General features: G+C 64.8%; 17 protein-coding genes. 10 read left to right on the plus strand and 7 right to left on the minus strand.

Annotated features, from left to right (window positions below; all coding sequences use genetic code 11):
- Nucleotides 1–32: 32 nt before the first annotated feature.
- Together ACSC1W_RS10005 and ACSC1W_RS10010 are read left to right on the plus strand one after the other, a co-directional pair.
- Nucleotides 33–242, plus strand: a complete 210-nt coding sequence (locus ACSC1W_RS10005) for a hypothetical protein (RefSeq protein ID WP_435347145.1) — start codon at nucleotides 33–35, stop codon at nucleotides 240–242.
- A 111-nt stretch (nucleotides 243–353) separates the two neighbouring features.
- Nucleotides 354–2060 (plus strand): glycoside hydrolase family 13 protein, encoded by a 1707-nt coding sequence (locus tag ACSC1W_RS10010; RefSeq protein WP_435347147.1) that lies wholly within the window; start codon nucleotides 354–356, stop codon nucleotides 2058–2060.
- A gap of 32 nt (nucleotides 2061–2092) precedes the next feature.
- On the opposite strand, the gene ACSC1W_RS10015 is transcribed toward ACSC1W_RS10010, so the two are convergent.
- Nucleotides 2093–2698 (minus strand): flavodoxin domain-containing protein, encoded by a 606-nt coding sequence (locus ACSC1W_RS10015; RefSeq protein WP_435347149.1) that lies wholly within the window; start codon nucleotides 2696–2698, stop codon nucleotides 2093–2095.
- Nucleotides 2699–2817: 119 nt separating this feature from the next.
- Here ACSC1W_RS10015 and ACSC1W_RS10020 point away from each other — a divergent pair, with 119 nt between their 5' ends.
- The 3 genes from ACSC1W_RS10020 (at nucleotide 2818) to ACSC1W_RS10030 (ending at nucleotide 4217) form a co-directional block, all read left to right on the plus strand.
- On the plus strand, nucleotides 2818–3507 hold the full coding sequence (locus ACSC1W_RS10020; RefSeq protein WP_435347150.1) for a carbonic anhydrase: 690 nt from the start codon (nucleotides 2818–2820) through the stop codon (nucleotides 3505–3507).
- Between the two features lie 80 nt (nucleotides 3508–3587).
- Nucleotides 3588–3872 carry a YgaP family membrane protein gene (locus ACSC1W_RS10025; protein ID WP_435347152.1) on the plus strand — a complete coding sequence of 95 codons (285 nt, stop codon included), beginning with the start codon at nucleotides 3588–3590 and terminating at the stop codon, nucleotides 3870–3872.
- Between the two features lie 138 nt (nucleotides 3873–4010).
- On the plus strand, nucleotides 4011–4217 hold the full coding sequence (locus tag ACSC1W_RS10030) for a hypothetical protein (RefSeq protein WP_435347154.1): 207 nt from the start codon (nucleotides 4011–4013) through the stop codon (nucleotides 4215–4217).
- A gap of 51 nt (nucleotides 4218–4268) precedes the next feature.
- Here ACSC1W_RS10030 and ACSC1W_RS10035 read toward each other — a convergent pair whose 3' ends face one another.
- Nucleotides 4269–5069, minus strand: a complete 801-nt coding sequence (locus ACSC1W_RS10035) for an alpha/beta fold hydrolase (protein WP_435347156.1) — start codon at nucleotides 5067–5069, stop codon at nucleotides 4269–4271.
- Between the two features lie 117 nt (nucleotides 5070–5186).
- On the opposite strand from ACSC1W_RS10035, the gene ACSC1W_RS10040 reads away from it, so the two are divergent.
- The gene (locus tag ACSC1W_RS10040; protein ID WP_435347158.1) at nucleotides 5187–5738 is read left to right on the plus strand and encodes a VIT1/CCC1 transporter family protein; all 552 of its coding nucleotides are present in this window, start codon (nucleotides 5187–5189) and stop codon (nucleotides 5736–5738) included.
- A 30-nt stretch (nucleotides 5739–5768) separates the two neighbouring features.
- Here ACSC1W_RS10040 and ACSC1W_RS10045 read toward each other — a convergent pair whose 3' ends face one another.
- From ACSC1W_RS10045 to ACSC1W_RS10055, 3 genes are all read right to left on the minus strand, one after another.
- The gene (locus tag ACSC1W_RS10045) at nucleotides 5769–6491 is read right to left on the minus strand and encodes an MBL fold metallo-hydrolase (protein ID WP_435347159.1); all 723 of its coding nucleotides are present in this window, start codon (nucleotides 6489–6491) and stop codon (nucleotides 5769–5771) included.
- A 180-nt stretch (nucleotides 6492–6671) separates the two neighbouring features.
- Nucleotides 6672–7724 (minus strand): helix-turn-helix transcriptional regulator, encoded by a 1053-nt coding sequence (locus tag ACSC1W_RS10050; protein ID WP_435347160.1) that lies wholly within the window; start codon nucleotides 7722–7724, stop codon nucleotides 6672–6674.
- A 184-nt stretch (nucleotides 7725–7908) separates the two neighbouring features.
- Nucleotides 7909–8667 carry a hypothetical protein gene (locus tag ACSC1W_RS10055; RefSeq protein WP_435347162.1) on the minus strand — a complete coding sequence of 253 codons (759 nt, stop codon included), beginning with the start codon at nucleotides 8665–8667 and terminating at the stop codon, nucleotides 7909–7911.
- A gap of 437 nt (nucleotides 8668–9104) precedes the next feature.
- Here ACSC1W_RS10055 and ACSC1W_RS10060 point away from each other — a divergent pair, with 437 nt between their 5' ends.
- Both ACSC1W_RS10060 and ACSC1W_RS10065 read left to right on the plus strand, forming a co-directional pair.
- Entirely contained in the window at nucleotides 9105–10802 is a 1698-nt protein-coding gene (locus tag ACSC1W_RS10060; protein WP_435347164.1) for a DUF7096 domain-containing protein, read from the plus strand.
- Between the two features lie 85 nt (nucleotides 10803–10887).
- On the plus strand, nucleotides 10888–12018 hold the full coding sequence (locus ACSC1W_RS10065; protein ID WP_435347165.1) for a VIT1/CCC1 transporter family protein: 1131 nt from the start codon (nucleotides 10888–10890) through the stop codon (nucleotides 12016–12018).
- A gap of 341 nt (nucleotides 12019–12359) precedes the next feature.
- Here ACSC1W_RS10065 and ACSC1W_RS10070 read toward each other — a convergent pair whose 3' ends face one another.
- Nucleotides 12360–13232, minus strand: coding sequence for a CPBP family intramembrane glutamic endopeptidase (locus tag ACSC1W_RS10070; RefSeq protein ID WP_435347166.1), 873 nt, complete (start codon nucleotides 13230–13232; stop codon nucleotides 12360–12362).
- A gap of 246 nt (nucleotides 13233–13478) precedes the next feature.
- Here ACSC1W_RS10070 and ACSC1W_RS10075 point away from each other — a divergent pair, with 246 nt between their 5' ends.
- Together ACSC1W_RS10075 and ACSC1W_RS10080 are read left to right on the plus strand one after the other, a co-directional pair.
- On the plus strand, nucleotides 13479–13718 hold the full coding sequence (locus ACSC1W_RS10075) for a hypothetical protein (RefSeq protein WP_435347168.1): 240 nt from the start codon (nucleotides 13479–13481) through the stop codon (nucleotides 13716–13718).
- Nucleotides 13715–14068 carry a type II toxin-antitoxin system PemK/MazF family toxin gene (locus ACSC1W_RS10080; RefSeq protein WP_435347169.1) on the plus strand — a complete coding sequence of 118 codons (354 nt, stop codon included), beginning with the start codon at nucleotides 13715–13717 and terminating at the stop codon, nucleotides 14066–14068. The genes ACSC1W_RS10075 and ACSC1W_RS10080 overlap by 4 nt, the downstream gene beginning before the upstream one ends.
- A gap of 313 nt (nucleotides 14069–14381) precedes the next feature.
- On the opposite strand, the gene ACSC1W_RS10085 is transcribed toward ACSC1W_RS10080, so the two are convergent.
- On the minus strand, nucleotides 14382–14798 hold the full coding sequence (locus ACSC1W_RS10085) for a PIN domain-containing protein (protein WP_435347171.1): 417 nt from the start codon (nucleotides 14796–14798) through the stop codon (nucleotides 14382–14384).
- Between the last annotated feature and the right edge of the window lie 5 nt (nucleotides 14799–14803).

The raw sequence follows: 14803 nt of genomic DNA on the forward strand, positions 1-14803 counted from the left end.
GCTATTTGGTCGCCGTCGGCGAACTCGGTGTCGTGACTGACGCACAGGACGCGCTGGTCGCCGCGCTGACCGACTGGCGACGCAACCTCGTCGCGCTCGGACTGGTCGTCGCCCTCGTCGCCGTCGCGGCCGCGGTCCGGTCACCGATGGCGTACTACGGTGCGGGACTGGCCTCGTTCGTCGTCTGGATGGCGTGGTTCGTCCTCGCCAGCGTCGACTGGTTGCACCGGGCGGACTTCTGATGGCACGGCCGCGTCGAGGTGGTTCACCGCCCGTCGCGGTCCCTGCGTATGCACGGGCACCCTGGCGAGCCCAGAGTAAGATACACCACCGACAGTACCGACAACAGCAGTATGCGCACGTCCGTCTCGTCCGACGAGCGACCGCTCGACCGTCGCTGGTGGAAGGAGGCCGTCGTCTACCAGATCTACCCGCGGAGCTTCAGGGACAGCGACGGGGACGGCGTCGGTGACATCCCGGGCATCGTCGAGAAGGTGGACTACCTCGACTCGCTCGGGGTCGACGTCGTCTGGCTCTGTCCGGTGTACGACTCGCCCAACGTCGACAACGGCTACGACATCCGCGACTACCGGTCCATCCTGGCCGCGTTCGGTGACATGACCGACTGGGAGACGCTGTGCTCCGCGCTCCACGAGCGGGACATCCGACTCATCATGGACCTCGTCGTCAACCACACGTCGGACGAACACGAGTGGTTCCAGCGGTCTCGCCGGCGCGACCCCGGGTACGAGGACTACTACCACTGGCGCGACGGGCCACCGGACCAGCCACCGAACAACTGGGAGTCCAACTTCGGCGGCCCGGCGTGGACCTACGACGAGGTGCGCGAACAGTGGTACCTCCACCTGTTCGACGCGAAGCAACCGGACCTGAACTGGCGGAACCCCGACGTGCGCGAGGACGTCAGGGAGATGGTCACGTGGTGGCTGGAGAAGGGCATCGACGGCTTCCGGATGGACGTCATCAACTTCATCTCGAAGGCCGACGGCCTCCCGGACGGCGACCCGGACAACTCGCCGGTCGGCGCGGAGCACTACGTCGACGGCCCGCGCGTCCACGAGTACCTCCGGGAACTGTACGACACCACGTTCTCGAACTACGACATCGTGACCGTCGGGGAGATGCCTCGGACGCCCGTCGAGGAGGCCGGCGAGTACCTCGGGGAGGACGGCGACGGCCTGAGCATGATATTCCACTTCGAGCACATGAGCCTCGACGAGGGTCCACGGGGCCGCTGGGACGTCGAGGAGTGGGGCGACTGGGACCTCCGTGAGTTCAAGGCGGTCGTGACGCGCTGGCAGGACGGACTCCGGGACGAGGGCTGGAACTCCCTGTACCTGGGGAACCACGACCAGCCACGCATCGTCTCGCGCTTCGGCGACGACGGTGCGTACCGCGAGCGGTCGGCGAAACTCATCGCGACGTTCCTCCTGACGATGCGGGGGACGCCGTTCGTCTACCAGGGCGACGAACTCGGGATGACGAACGCGGACTTCCGGAGCCTCGACGAGGTCGACGACACCTGGACCGTCGGCATGGTCGAACGACTGCTCGCGTCCGGTGCCATCGACTCCTACGCGGAGATTCACGACCTCGTGAACTACCGGACGCGCGACCACTCGCGGACCCCCATGCAGTGGTCCGACGACTCGAACGCCGGTTTCACCGACGGCGACCCCTGGCTGAAGGTCAACGCGAACTACGCCGAGGTGAACTGCGAGGCGGCGATGGCCAACGAGGACTCGGTCTGGCACTTCTACCGTCGGCTCGTCGACCTCAGGCACGACGAGGACGTGCTCGTCTACGGCGACTACGACCTCCTGCTCCCCGACCACGAGCAGTTCTACGCCTACACCCGGACGCTCGGCGACGACCGACTGCTGGTCGTGCTCAACTGGTCCGGGGACCCCGCGACGTTCGAGGGGGCGGCCGTCGACGCGGCCGACGCCGACGTGGTGGTCGCCAACTACGACGACGCATCCACGCCCCCGGCAGGGCGCGAGTTCCGCCCGTACGAGGCCGTCCTCTACCGGCTCTGAGCCGTGCCGCGACCGGCGGGGCCGCGACGCCGTCAGTCGGGTGCGTTCGTGTTGGGCGCGTCGGCGCTTCCGTCGCCGGGTGGCGTCACGCCGAGTCGCGCCTCCACGAACGCGGCGAAGTCGGCGGCGAAGGCGTCGACCTCGTGCCAGTCGGTGTACTCGTAGTCGTGCGACGTGTCCGTGTCGCCGGTGGCACCCTTCGCGATCTGTTTCATCACCAGGCGCTCGACGAAGCCGTACTTCGAGTACCGGAGCGCGCCGCCGAACAGTCCGATCCGGTCGGGGTGCCAGCCGGTCGACTCGAGGAACCCGTCGACGTACGTCGCCGCCTCGGCCCGTCGGTCCTCGTCGGTCACGGCGGAGGACAGGGACAACTGGAAGAACGCCGTCGGGCGCTGGGCGAGGGCCTCCCGGTGTGCGGTCACGAAGTCGCGAACCGCCCGCTGGTGTCTGCCCACGTGGACCGACGCCCCGACGCAGACGGCATCGAACGACTCGACGTCGAGGTCTGCCGGGCGCTCGGCGGCGTCGACGGCGGTGGCCTCGTGGCCGCGTGCCTCGAACACGTCGACGATGCGGTCGGCGACCTTCGCGGTCTGCCCTTCGCCGGTTCCGTAGATGACGAGCGTCGAGAGCATGCGTCGCTACCGGGTGATACGGCGCTCGGGCGGAAAAAGGCTGGTCGGCGAGTCACCGGTTCGGTCGTCGCGCTCGCAGAAGTCGAAGGACTATCACGGGGGGACCCGTCTGGCCGACCATGCGAGAGGCATTCGTCGAACTGTTGCACCGGAACGCGGACCACGCGAGCGCCTCCCAGTCTCGTTTCGACGACGTACAGGACTCCCAGCACCCGGACGTCGTCACCGTCTGCTGTTCCGACTCCAGGGTCCTGCAGGACCACATGTGGGGGAACGACGAACCCGGGCGCATCTTCACCTGCGCCAACATCGGGAACCGCGTCGTCCAGCGGACCGACGCCGGCGACGTCGTCTCGGGGGACGTCCTCTACCCGGTCGTCCACACCGGGACGGAGACCGTCGTCGTCGTCGGCCACACCGGCTGTGGGGCCGTGACGGCGACGTACGACGCGCTGACCACCGACGGCGACGACGAGCCCCAGCCCCCCGGCATCGCTCACTGTCTCGACCTGCTGAAGCCGCGACTCGAAGCCGGCGTCGAGGCACTCCCCGACGACCTGGACCGGGAGGCGGCGATAAATCGGCTCGTCGAGTACAACGTCGACAGACAGGTCGAGTTCCTCCTGGCGAGCGACGACGTCCCCCCGGACGTGGACGTCGTCGGCGTCGTCTACGACTTCCAGGACGTCTACTCGGGGCGCCGAGGGGAGGTCCACGTCGTCAACGTCGACGGAGAGACCGACGTCGAGACGCTCCGAGAGGCACATCCCGAGGTCGACTCGCGCGTCGAACGTCTCTGGGAGTACTGACGCCCTTCGGAACGACCGAGCCTTCCGCGGGGCCTAGCTTAATATCACAGCCGTCGTATCTCTAGCTTGGTGTATTCCACATGGAGAAGAACGTTGGCGGCTACGACCGTCTCGCACGATTCGTGCTCGGACCGGTACTGATCCTCGTCGGGCTCGCGGCGCTCGGCGACGTACTGACAATCGCGGCGGGCACAGTCGGGGTGGTCGTCGCGGTGGTCGCGCTCCTCGTGGGCGTCGTACTCACCGCGACCGCCGTCACACAGAAGTGCCCCCTCAACTCGGTCATCGGACTCGACACGTTCAAGGCCTCGGGCGAGAGCGCGGGCACGACCGAGACCGAACAGGCTCGCTCGAAGTCGAGCTGACGCGACCCGGAATTTTTCGGACACCGTACGAACTCGGGACGGGCGTCGTCGCCCGGTCGGAGAGCGACGCCACCGGGTCCGTTCGACCCGGCCACGCGTAGCAACAGACCTTTGCCGACCGACTAGCGTATGGCCACTATGTCCTCCGAGAGGACCTGTCCCGACTGCGACGAACCGCTGACGGAGATGGAGCTGGAGCTAGGCGGCACCTTCGACGACGTCCACGTCGTGTCTGACAAGTCGTCCGACGGCCTCCTCGGCGTTCCGCGGGTCGACGAGATGCTCAGGCCCATCCCCTACGTCTGTCCCGAGTGCCGACGCATCCTGTTCTACGGCGAGGGGTGACGGCGTCGCCGAGACTCGCCCCGTCCGCGAGGGCCGGCGTGGACGGCGTCGCTACAGCGAGTTCACGAAGTCGCGCATGACGTCGTCGAACCGGTCGGGTTCCTCGACGGTCGGGCAGTGTCCGCTCTCCTCGAACAGTTCGAACCTTGCGTCCTCGACGAGTTCGGCGACGGGTTCGACGGCGGCGACGGTTCGCCACTTCTCGTCCGTACCGGCACAGACCAGGGTCGGGACGTCGACCCGGGTGAGGACGTCCCGGTAGTCGCACGTGGTCGCGTCGAGGATTATCGCACTCATGACCGACGGCGGGCACCGGGTCGTCTCGTCGAACATCATGGTCCTGACCTCGTCGGACGGTGGTTCCTTGAGCAGGGCCTCCACGCTCCGCTCCGAGACGCCCCAGTGGTCGTCCTGGATGGCGACGTGGATGTCCCGCAGGGCTTCTGCGTCGTATCGACCCTCGCTGTCGTCGCTCCAGTCCCCCGGCGCTGGCTCCATGTCAACGTCGACGAGCGCCCGTACCCCGTCCGTCCCGTACTGGTCGACGTACTCCCAGGTCACGAGCGCGCCCAGCGACCACCCGACCAGGACCGCATCGTCGACGTCCAGGCTGTCGAGGAACGCCCGGAGGTCGCGGGCGTACTGCGAGAGGGTGTGTCCCGCCTCCGTCTTCTCCGACCGCCCGTGACCCCGGAAGTCGAACGCCAGCGTGCGGTAGTCGTCCGAGAGGCCCCGCAACTGCGACTGGAAGAACCTGAGCCCCGCCCACGCCCCGTGGAGGAAGACGATCGGTCGTCCCTCGCCGTACTCCTCGTAGTAGGTGTCTGCCCCGTTGCACGCGACGACTGGCATCGTACCCGAACTACGTGCCTCACTAGCATAGCTCTGCAGGTGGCGATAGCCGGGTCCCGCAGGGGAACCCCCGCGTCGGACCGACGATACTTTGCGGTCAGTCGCCGTTTACCCACTATGCTCGAACGGTTTCTCGGGGACGAGGTCGACTCGTCCGGACGCTACCTCGCCGAGGTCATCTACGGAGCGAACGACGGAATCGTGACCACGTTCGCGGTCGTGTCCGGGGTCGCCGGGGCCGCGCTCAACCCGTCGATCGTTCTCATCCTCGGTGCTGCGAACCTCTTCGCCGACGGGTTCTCGATGGGGATGAGCAACTACCTCAGCCGTCGCTCTGAGATGGATTACCAGCGCTCCCAGACCGGCCAGGAGAGCGAAGAGATGGACTCGCTCCGGGATGGAAAGTCGCCGGGACGGACGGCGTTCGTCACGTTCCTCGCGTTCGTCGTCGCCGGGTGGGCGCCGCTGATCCCCTACATCCTCGAACTCGCCCCCGCTTTCCCCCTCTCGGTCGCGTTCACTGGGCTCACGTTCTTTCTCGTCGGGGCCAGCCGGAGTTTCGTGACCGCCCGGCGATGGTACGTCAACGGCGGCGAGATGTTCGTCGTCGGGATGGCTGCCGCCCTCGTCGCCTACACGGTTGGGACCCTCCTGAAGGGACTCGCGTGACGGCGGGCAGATAGCGACTGGGTATCGGGGTCACGCGAGTTCGGCGACGTTCCCGCTCCATGGCTCGCCGTGGCCCGGTAGCAACACCACGTCGCCACACGATTCGAGGTTCCGAAGCGACGACCGGGCCTTCTGCGCATCGTAGTGGACGGGCGGCGACACGGCTGGTTCGGTTGGCTGGCCGGTTCGGACGTCGTACGTCATCAGGGCGTCGCCGCAGAAGAGGACGTCCCGGTCCGGCAGGTAGAACGCGACCGAACCGGCAGTGTGGCCGGGGACGTGGATCACCGTCGGATGCCCCGGTACGTCGAGTTCGTCGCCGTCTTCGAACGTCTCGAACGCCGTGAGTTTCGGTACCGACCCGACCCCCGAACGAAGGACCTCGACGAAGTACGCGAACACCGCGGGCCGCCAGAGCACCTTCAGGAACTCGACGGGCGGGAGCGACCGGGAGACGGAGTTGGCACGCTGGACGTCTGCCGGGTGAATCCACACCGGTGCGTCGGCGGCCTGTCGGAGCCACTCGGCGAAGCCGACGTGGTCGAGGTCGCCGTGCGTGAGGAGGATGGCCTCGATATCGGACAACGTGTACCCGAGTGCGTCGACTCCCTCGACCAGCAGTCGCCAGTGGCCGGGGAGTCCCGCGTCGACGACGGTGAGCGCGCCGGTCTCTTCGACGACGTACCAGTTGATACGCCGCGTGCCGAATCGATACACACCGTCGGCGACCTCCTGGCCACGGATCTGCTCCATACGGATGCTACGGGCGCATCCCATATCGAACCTCCCCACAGCTGAAGCTCCATCGTGGATTCGCCAGCGGTGCTGTCCGGGCCAGCACGCCACAACCCGCTTGACGCGCCGTTGCTCGCGGCGAGAAGCACGTCACCGGGACTCGGCACGTGAACGCGGTGTAGAAACGACCAGTCGCTGTCACTCGTCGTCGACGAGGTCCACCAGGTTCTCACGACCCAGTTGCAGTTTTTCGACCGCGTCGCCGTCCGCCAGTTTCCCGACGATGCGGGACGTCTTCGAGGCGGACCAGTCGAATCGCTCGGCGATGGCCGCCTGGCGCATTCGCCCCCCGTTGGCTTCGAGCAGGTCGAGGACCCGCTCCTCGTCAGTCATGACGGCTTCCGCCGATTCCGTCTCTTCGGGGGCTCCCTCCCGTTCATCGGTCGGAGGTGGTGCCGCACCCGATTCGACCGTCGGTTCCCCGGGGGTGCCGCCAGTCGTCCCGTCCCGTTGGCGGGAGACGACGACTGCGACGAGTCCGAGCAGGCCGACGACAGCGACGCCGAGCACGACCGGGCCGCCGAGGTCCTCGAGTGGTGAGCCCACGTCGTCGTCCGTCTCGTCAGACGGGCCATGCTGGCCCGAGGCCGGGGCGAACACGACGCGTGGATGTGCGTCGGAGAAATCTTCCCTGCCGTTCCACGTCACCACGTCCCCCTCCAGACTGTCCGGTTCCGGTTCGGTGTCGCCGATCTCGTACTCTGTGGGGGCGACTAGCTGAAGCGTGTCGTTCGCCGCGATGAAGAACCCGCCCTGGAAAACGTCGCCCACCACGAGTCGTCCGTTCTGCTGGGCTGCGAGGTTCGTCCAGGTGAATTCGTAGGTGACGCTCCCCCACCGTCGCGGGACCTCCTGGATGCTGGTGGACGCGGTGAAGTCGGTCGCTCGCATCTCGCGCCCGGTCACGTTCGCCGCGTTTGCGACCACCCCCTGCATCCGGTCTCGAAACGGACCGAGATACTGCGACGTGTCGTTCCTGAACCGGGCCTGGAAGGCGGCGTACTCGTCGACGCGCTGGTCGGTGTCGAGTCGAGTCCGTATCTGAATCGTCCAGCGGGCCGACCCGTTCTCGTCTATCTCGATCCGCGTCACGGTGTTGTCGGTCTCGGGCTGGGTCTGCTGGGCAACGTCGGCGGTCGCTACGGGAGCGACCATCCCGCCCAGCAGGAGTCCGACGACGGCGATCGACACGACCGTCGTCGAACCGGGGCCCTTCGACACAGCCATCCAGATAGCGATTCGTTTCGACAGAGCTCGCATAAGTCGTTTGGCTTTCTCGTTCACGGTTTTGCATCCAGAGAGTCCGCCGGCCGTAGCTAGCAGTGACGTCGGCCTACTGCACCGGGTGGTCGTAAAAAATCGCACCTGGGGCGCTTCAGAACGACGAGGACGAGTCCTCGTCAGCGTCTTCTTCGGCGTCGGTGCTGTCGTCGGAGTCGTCTTCGTCGTCGTCAGAAGAGCCGTCGATGTCCTCGGAGTCAGCACTATCGTCGGAAGCGTCGTCGTCGACCTCGTCGGTGATAGTGTCGTCGTCGGACGCATCGTCGGACTCGTCGTCAGCGTCGGATTCGTCGTCGGCGTCAGATTCGTCGTCAGCGTCGGATTCGTCGTCAGCGTCGGAGTCGTCGTCAGCGTCGGAGTCGTCGTCGTCGGAGTCGTCGTCAGCGTCGGAGTCGTCGTCGTCGGAGTCGTCGTCTGCATCCTCAGAGTCTTCTTCAGCGTCGGAGTCGTCGTCGTCGGACTCGTCCTCGCGTTCGTACTCGTAGTCCTCGTCCTCGAGGGTCAGCTCCCCGTCCTGGATGGTGTAGACGAGTTCGCCCTCGAAGCCGTCCCCGACGAGTTCGATCTCGACGTCGTCGTTCGAGCTGGCCTCGAACGTGACAGTCCCGTCCTCGTCGGTCGTGCCGACCGTCTCGCCGTCGGCGTAGACGCTTACGTCCTGGATGGGGTCACCAGCGTCGGTCACGGTGACGATGATCAGCCCGTCGTCGTACGTCGCGTGTGCGTCGACGTTCGTCGTCTCCGTCGCGTCGTCGAACGCGACTGGGTTGCCAACACCTGCGCCGGTCGCGGCGACACCGCCGGCGGCCATCAGCAGCACCAGGCCGGCAGTGAGGATCTTTGTGAAATCCATTGCACTCACAGCTCGAATCGGTATGACAATAAACGGAAACGATACTCCCACCGAATTTCGTCTACAACTCGACGGAAGCCATGCGAAACGACTGCAAGTGGCTGCAAATCGGTCCGAACGTCGGTCGAATCGTGGACGGAGACGTTCCGACGGACCGCCCGGAAGCCACGGCGAGTCCCCCGAACCAGCCCCAGGAGCGACGAGGGCTGCAAGCGGGACACCCCACGTCGAGAGGACCGAAGCCACCGAACCCGGTAGGCCCGGTCGTGACTCGCACCGCGTCCCTGGCGTCGGAACTCCCTCCCACCCACCGTCTCGAACGTGCCGTCTCCCGGCTCCATCCCACGCTCTACGCGTGCAAGTGGGTGCAAACGTCCGCAATCCACACTCACTATCTCGACGGTTTATGACCTGCTGGGACGTGGCTCCCTCCAACGATGAACCGAACGGCATTCGGCTCCGTACTGCTCGCGGTGCTCGTCGTGGTCGGGACCGCCGTCCCGACGATGGCGCTCTCGACGAGTTCCACCCAGGCCTCGGCGAGCGACGGCCAGGGCACGCCAGCCGCGATGGCAGTACAGGACGCACAGTCGAGCGTGAACGTCACGGTCGGCCAGCAACTCTCGACGGTCATCGGCGTATCGAGCGACGAGGTGCAGACCGACTTCGAGAACACCGCCTTCGATATCTCCCTCGAGCGGGCGAGTGGGAACGAACAGACCGAAGCCATCGCGGAGCGGGCGGACGAACTTCGTGACCGCGACGAAGCCATCAGCCGGGAGTACCAGGCGGCGACGGAGGCCTACCGGGACGGGGAGCTATCCGGGTCCGAGTACGCACAGCGACTCGCCGCCCTGAACGCCCGCGCGTCCAACCTGCTCGACAGCTACGAACAGCTACAGCGGCGGGCGGCGAACCGCTCGGCACTCGAACTCAGGGCTGCCGGCGTCGACCAGTCCGCAATCGACGCAGCCGTCGAGAACCTGCGCAGCGTCAGCGGGACCGGGACGCACGCGCTGCTCGAACAGTTCACCGGCGAGTCCGAGGGCGAGATTCGACTCGAGACCGAGAACGGCCTCTCCATCGAGGTCGAGAGCGAAGACGGCGAACGGTCCCGCGAGTTCGAACGCCCGCGCGACACCGACGACGACCTCACCGTGAGCCAGTCCGACGCCCTCGAGACCGCACGGGCGGCGCTCTCCGACCTCGAGACGGGGACCTGGACCCTCACCGGGTCGACGGTGAAGCAGGACGACGGTGCCTTCGAGTTCGCGTTCTCGCTCCGGAACGCGTCCGAACTGACGGGCGAGGCCCAGGTGGCCGTCGATGGCTCCTCTGGTACCGTCTTCGCCCTCGACGAGGAGATCGATGCTCGCGGCGACGAGGACGATGCCGAAGACGACGAAGACCACGAGGTCGACGGGGACGGCGAACTCGTGATGGTCGTCGTCGAGGGAACGCCCGCACCGAACGAGACGATTCGCGTGCAGGTTCTCGCCGACGGCGACCCTGCCGATGACGTCACCGTCTCCCTGAACGACCGGGCCGTTGGGACGACCGACGCCGACGGAACGGTCGAGGTGGCGCTACCTGCGTCCGGCGAGGCAGACCTCACTGCCCGGACCGCCGACTCCGATGGTGGGCTCGAGTTCGAGTTCGGAGCGGACGACGGCGACGATGTCTTCCGGATGTTGGACGTGGACGCGACCCTCGACGGCGACGCCGTGACCGCGACCGTCGACTACGACGGCGACAGCGTCGAGAACGCGTCCGTCTACGTGAACGACCGGGCCGTCGGAACCACGGATTCGGACGGGACCGTGGCGTTCACCGTCGACACGACCGCGACCGAGCGACTGGAACTCGACGTCGTCAAGGGAGCGTTCGAGATCGAACTGACGTACGCCATCCAGGACGGTAAACTCGTCCTGACCGAGGAAGCTCACGAGGGCGACGGCGACAAAGCCGAGGTGGAAGAGACCGACGATGAGGAGGACGACGAACGGGAGACGACGACCGAGACGGAGTCCGAGACCGAATCCACCGACGACTGGCAGGAGACCGACTCCGACGACGAGACGACGGAAACGACGGCGACGACGGAAGACGACGAGGAGACCGAGTCCGACGGATGACCGGCCTCCAGCAGGCCGTCACTCGCTCTGCGTGAGAGACGAGTTCTCAGTACCAATATAACACTCCGACGAATAGGAACCAACGATGGCGAACGAGGACGCTACCGCGCGGTACCGCCGAAACCGGCAGGACGAGATCGATAGTGCGGCGGTCTACCGCGCGATGGCGGAGGCGGAGTCGCACCCGCAACTCGCCGAGGTGTACCGACGACTGGCCGAGACGGAGGCCCGACACGCAGAATTCTGGGCCGAGAGACTCGACGAGGCCGGGGTGAACGAACCGAACCCCGGACCGACCGTTCGAGCGAGGGCACTTGCGTGGCTGGCAAGACGTTTCGGTCCCGGCGTCGTCCTCTCGACGATGCGAACGGGTGAGGTCGCGGGCGGCCGGGGGTACGCGATGCAACCAGAAACGGACGGGACCGGATTGCCAGCGGACGAGCGCTCGCACGACAGACTGTTGGCGACCATCGAGGGGGTGCCGGGACGAGGGGCCGAAGGCGGCGTGCTGGCCCGGTTAGAGGGACGCCATCGCGCCACGAGCGGGAACGCCCTCCGTGCGGCGGTGCTCGGTGCGAACGACGGCCTCGTCTCGAACCTCAGTCTCGTGATGGGTGTCGCGGGGGCGGCTCTCGAATCCGGAACGATACTGGTCACGGGTCTCGCTGGACTCGTCGCGGGCGCGGGGTCCATGGCGATGGGCGAGTGGCTCTCGGTCCAGAGTTCTCGAGAGCTCTACCAGCGCCAGATCGACATCGAGGCGGAAGAGCTGGGCGAGATACCCGAAGAGGAGGAGCGGGAACTGGCGCTCATCTACGAGGCGAAGGGCCTCCCGAAGGGGCAGGCGGAATCGCTCGCTGCACGGCTCGTCCGTGACGAGGAGGCGGCCCTCGACACACTCGCCCGAGAGGAACTCGGCATCGACCCCGAGGAACTCGGCGGCTCGGCGTGGGAAGCCGCGGCCGCCTCGTTCGTTCTCTTCGCCCTGGGTGCGATCGTCCCGGTTCTCCCGTTCTTCCTCCTCACCGGCCTCACGGCGATCGGATCGAGCTTGGTACTGAGTGCGCTCGCGCTCTTCGCGATCGGTGCCGGCATCACGCTACTGACTGGGCGGAGCATCCTCTACTCGGGGTTCAGACAGGTCGGTATCGGGCTCGCCGCTGCGGTGCTCACGTACGGCGTCGGCACGCTCATCGGGGTGACATTGGTCGGGTGAATCGTATCGGACCGTCGTGACGAGAGACGTCCGTTCGGAACGGGTATCCCGTCACCCGGACGACCGCAACCGATGAAGAAAGTCGAAATTTCGAACGTGGATTCGCACACGAGCTCCGGTGCCGTGTTCCGTCCGCTATCGGCAGCGCTCGGGACGACCGACCTCGCTATCAACTACTACGAGCTGGCACCGGGTGATAACTTCGGACACTACTACCACTGTCTTGACACAGGTACGCGAAACGATGCGCGTCCTCCGTCGGACCCGCCGCCCTCGCCTACTCGGGCGACTCAGCGACTCGTTCGACTCCCGTGACGTCGGAGACGGTTCACACACGAGTGTCACGAATCACATTGCGGTGGCGGTCGTGGCACTTCTCCGGCGTTTGTCAGCGTTTTCGGCCCCCAGATGGCTGTAAGTAACACTGCGAGCAGTACCCAGTGAGAGTAGTAGAAGAAGTCCCCGACCTCGATGGATTCGGAGACGAAGTTCACCCATCCGTGGAACAGGATGATAGCGAGGATGCTGCGAGAGGTATTGTTGTAGACCCACGTGAACGTCACCGAGAGTGCTACAATCCCGATCATGAACAACCAGAACCCTATCGTCCCGAACCCGACACTCTCGGCCTGAAACGACCCGCCGATGAAGAACAGGGGGAGGTGCCAGACAGCCCAGACAACGCCCAAAATCAAGCTGGCACTCAACGCTGACCAGTCCAGTTGTAGCCGGTCTAGTGCGTAGCCTCGCCATCCCAGTTCTTCGAGGATGGGTGGGAGCGTCGCGAAGAACAGCGCTGGCAGGATCGCCAGTGGATTGACGCCGAACTCCTGCACTCCTTCACCCAACACGGCGCCCGGACCACCCAGTAGCGTATCTGCTACCGCAGCGACGAGGGTCACGGCCACTGGAACCGAGAGTATGACGAGGAACCACTTGACGCCGATTCGGCGAACCTGCGTGAGCCGATTCCAGAAATCAGCCCTTCCTCGCTCATCGTAGACGAGGTATACGAAGCCGATACCGGCAACCCCTGGGCCAGTAAGCCCCAGCAGTAGCAACGCGAGTCCTGCGGCACTATCGAAACGCAGCCCAAGAGCGATTGCCGCCAGCCAGAACCCCCAGGTGATGGCGTATGTCACGCCAAAGAACACCCAGGGATTTCCGGTCGAGATAGACGTATCCCCGAGCGTTGAACGTGAGGTCTCTCCCATGTCTCCACGTACTGGCCCCATCTGCTTAACACGAGGTGAAATCCACAGTATCCCAACCGCGGTCGGGAATCCTCGCCCTTCAGGCCGGGGAAGATGTCAATTGAAGCGCAACGGGATGCCGGTCTCTGACTCTCTCATTGCGCCACTTCGTTCAGATATCTAAAATCCATGGTGCGTTCACGGAGAAACAATCTCTGTGGGTAATAGTGGGTAAGGCTTATCCAGAAGTGAGTCGTAGCGGGTAACATGACGAAAGTGGATGCTCACGACCTGCGAACCAACGAGACCGACGACCGAGGTCGAATCTACCTCGGGACGGAGTACGCGAACAAACGCGTGACTGTCGCCGTCGTCGAAGTTGAATCTGACCGACCCGACGAGGACGAACTAGCCGCCGCGTACCGCGAGGCTTCCGAGAGTACCGACAATCTTGCCGAGGAGTGGGAGGGAACATCTGACGAGGCGTGGAACGGACTCGATGAATGAGCGACGATACCGAGGTTCGGCGTGGCGATGTCGTAGTCGTTCGTCTCGACCCTGCCGAAGGTCACGAGATGACAAAGACTCGACCTGCGGTGATCGTGCAGAACGATATTGGAAATCGCAACTCCAGTACGACAATCGTTGCTCCGGCGACAGGTACGCATCGAGGCTATCCGTTCGAGGTGCTGGTCGAAGAGGATGGGTCACCGTTCGAGAAGGACTCCTCAGTTCGCCTCGACCAGATTAGCGTCGTCTCTATCGAAAAGCGGATTCACTCGGTTGTCGGGAGTCTGAGCGAGTCGACCATGGCCGAGGTGGACGAAGCATTGAAACTGAGTCTCGAACTGGACTGAGACACCGATTTCCGGGACGAATGTCGATCTTGAGAGGGTCACTCTCACTAGAGGGCACTCATTCGACTTCACGCACGCGACCGAACAAAAATCGGGAGACGCCCGGCTTGTGCCCTAAAACGGTAAAATACCCTTTTCAGCTGGACTCTCGCTGCTCGACTTTGTTCAGGTAGCTGAAATCCATGATGGAATCTCGTGGAAATTGGCTCTTGATTCACTCCCAGAACAGCGAATACGGGCGTAACAGACTTCCTATTGCTGCCGTATATAAAAGAAAGTACTCCCGCATTCTACAGGCCACTGTTTGGATCGGCTAGAGCGTGTCGAACGAGTTGATCACGTCGCTCGTCGTGTAGGCCTCAACGACATCCTGTTCCTCGAAATCGGAGTCATCGCTCCAAATATCGGCGTCGCTGGCGAGAGCACACGCGACGTACAATACGTCATCCGGATCGGTGTCGCCGATTGCCGCGTCGGCCTCCTCGATATACAGATAGAACTCGCTGGCGGGAACGACTTCGATATACTGGAAGAGGAGGTCGATAAACTGTGCGACTCGATCTGGAGTCATCCCTGACTTCTCGACGATCAGCTCCTCGTAGTTCCCGATTTCGTCGTGGACGAACTCGGGTGTAAAGAGATCGGGCTCGAGTGTAACGATGAGTTCGCGTGTTTTTGAGTCAGCGACGAGTGCGGAGATGACGACGTTGGCATCGACAACCAGCTTCATCCGTC

Source organism: Haloarchaeobius marinus, assembly GCF_051207415.1.
GTDB lineage: Archaea > Halobacteriota > Halobacteria > Halobacteriales > Natrialbaceae > Haloarchaeobius.

Bases quoted from the DNA above. Each gene is read 5' to 3' on its own strand.
- ACSC1W_RS10030 (WP_435347154.1), top strand. From the start codon at position 4,011: ATGTCCTCCGAGAGGACCTGTCCCGACTGCGACGAACCGCTGACGGAG.
- ACSC1W_RS10070 (WP_435347166.1), bottom strand. From the start codon at position 13,232: ATGGGAGAGACCTCACGTTCAACGCTCGGGGATACGTCTATCTCGACC.
- ACSC1W_RS10040 (WP_435347158.1), top strand. From the start codon at position 5,187: ATGCTCGAACGGTTTCTCGGGGACGAGGTCGACTCGTCCGGACGCTAC.
- ACSC1W_RS10010 (WP_435347147.1), top strand. From the start codon at position 354: ATGCGCACGTCCGTCTCGTCCGACGAGCGACCGCTCGACCGTCGCTGG.
- ACSC1W_RS10065 (WP_435347165.1), top strand. From the start codon at position 10,888: ATGGCGAACGAGGACGCTACCGCGCGGTACCGCCGAAACCGGCAGGAC.
- ACSC1W_RS10025 (WP_435347152.1), top strand. From the start codon at position 3,588: ATGGAGAAGAACGTTGGCGGCTACGACCGTCTCGCACGATTCGTGCTC.
- ACSC1W_RS10055 (WP_435347162.1), bottom strand. From the start codon at position 8,667: ATGGATTTCACAAAGATCCTCACTGCCGGCCTGGTGCTGCTGATGGCC.
- ACSC1W_RS10015 (WP_435347149.1), bottom strand. From the start codon at position 2,698: ATGCTCTCGACGCTCGTCATCTACGGAACCGGCGAAGGGCAGACCGCG.
- ACSC1W_RS10045 (WP_435347159.1), bottom strand. From the start codon at position 6,491: ATGGAGCAGATCCGTGGCCAGGAGGTCGCCGACGGTGTGTATCGATTC.
- ACSC1W_RS10035 (WP_435347156.1), bottom strand. From the start codon at position 5,069: ATGCCAGTCGTCGCGTGCAACGGGGCAGACACCTACTACGAGGAGTAC.
- ACSC1W_RS10075 (WP_435347168.1), top strand. From the start codon at position 13,479: ATGACGAAAGTGGATGCTCACGACCTGCGAACCAACGAGACCGACGAC.
- ACSC1W_RS10060 (WP_435347164.1), top strand. From the start codon at position 9,105: ATGAACCGAACGGCATTCGGCTCCGTACTGCTCGCGGTGCTCGTCGTG.
- ACSC1W_RS10080 (WP_435347169.1), top strand. From the start codon at position 13,715: ATGAGCGACGATACCGAGGTTCGGCGTGGCGATGTCGTAGTCGTTCGT.
- ACSC1W_RS10020 (WP_435347150.1), top strand. From the start codon at position 2,818: ATGCGAGAGGCATTCGTCGAACTGTTGCACCGGAACGCGGACCACGCG.
- ACSC1W_RS10085 (WP_435347171.1), bottom strand. From the start codon at position 14,798: ATGAAGCTGGTTGTCGATGCCAACGTCGTCATCTCCGCACTCGTCGCT.